Origin of the sequence: Leclercia sp. LTM14 (assembly GCF_023736175.1) — a bacterium.
Classification (GTDB): Bacteria; Pseudomonadota; Gammaproteobacteria; order Enterobacterales; family Enterobacteriaceae; genus Enterobacter; species Enterobacter barmai.
On sequence record NZ_JAIKTT010000020.1, the window covers coordinates 1 to 1,409 of the forward strand.

Consider the following 1,409-nt stretch of genomic DNA (forward strand, 5'->3'; position numbering starts at 1 on the left):
AAAATAAAAATCAACTTGTTCTGATGATAGCGACATATTCTGTCAATCCGGAACGGGGTGGTTATTGTCTGAATAAAATTTAAATATATTGAGATAACCATGAACATGATTAAAAAACTTCCATTAACAATGGCGGTTATCGCCGCGCTTTGCCCGATTTCTGTCCTCGCCCAAGAATTTACTCAGGAGCAAATCGACGCCATTGTGGCCAAAGCGGTGGATAAAGCCCTGGCAGAACGCCAGGCGAAAATGGATGCCGCGGTGGCGAAAAAAGCCGACGTTATTAACGAGCCGCAGAGCGCCGCCCAGTCCCCGGATATGGCTATCCCGTTCGGGATTAAATTTACCGGCTATGCCCGTTACGGGGCGCACTTCCAGGCTGCGGATCAGAAGTATGTGGCGGTGGACGGCTCCTACAACGGAGCCTCGGCCATCGGCCGTCTGGGTAACGAAGGCAACGGCGGCGAGTTCCAGCTCTCCAAGGCTTTCAAGGGCGAGAACGGCGCCATCTGGGACGTCAACGTGATGATTGACCACTGGGGCGACGAAGTTAACCTGAAAAAAGCCTACGCGGGGGTGACCAACATTCTGGAATCCAACCCGAACGCCTATATCTGGGCGGGTCGTGACTTCCACCAGCGTCCGCAGCAGGGCATCAACGACTACTTCTGGATGAACCACGACGGCCAGGGCGCCGGGGTGAAGAACTTCGACATCGGCGGCGTGCAGTTTGACGTGGCCACCGTGGCGGCGGTCGAATCCTGCAGCCCGGAAGTGATGGATGACGAAGCCAACCCGTCGCGCATCACCTGTACCGGCGGCTCCGGCACCGGGGACAAGGGCAACTACGCGGCCACCTCCAAAATTCACGGCATGAAACTCGGTCCGATTGACCTCGAGCTGTACGCCAACTACGGCTTTGACTCGAAGGCCATCGACACCGAAGAGCGGACCAACGCCTGGCAGGGCGGCGTGGTGCTGAGCCACACCAACGACAGCGGCGTGAACAAGGTGATCGCCCGCTACTCCGATAACTCGGACAACAGCGTGTTCAACAAAACCGAGGATCTGACCACGGTGTACGCCAGCTTCGAAGGGCTGCACAAGTTCACCCAGGCGACCCAGGTGGAGTACATTCTGGCCTTCCACGACTTTGATAACAGCCGCGACAAGACCGACAACCGCAAGAACTACAACGCCATCGTGCGTCCGATGCACTGGTGGAACGACGTGCACTCCACCTGGCTGGAAGCGGGCTGGCAGCATGTTGATTACGACAACGGCGGCGATAACAAGGGCTGGAAGCTGACCCTGTCGCAGAACATGTCCATCGCCATGGGCCCGGAATTCCGCCCGATGCTGCGCTTCTACGTCACCGGCGGCAAGGTGGATAACGAACGCACCGCCCG

Annotated in this window: 1 protein-coding gene; it reads left to right on the plus strand. The window is 57.3% G+C overall.

Translation table 11 applies throughout. The annotated features are described in order from the left end of the window. Positions 1 to 99: 99 nt before the first annotated feature. Positions 100 to 1,409 (plus strand): carbohydrate porin (locus K5I40_RS23725; protein ID WP_223075813.1); only part of this gene is annotated, 1,310 nt, incomplete at its 3' end.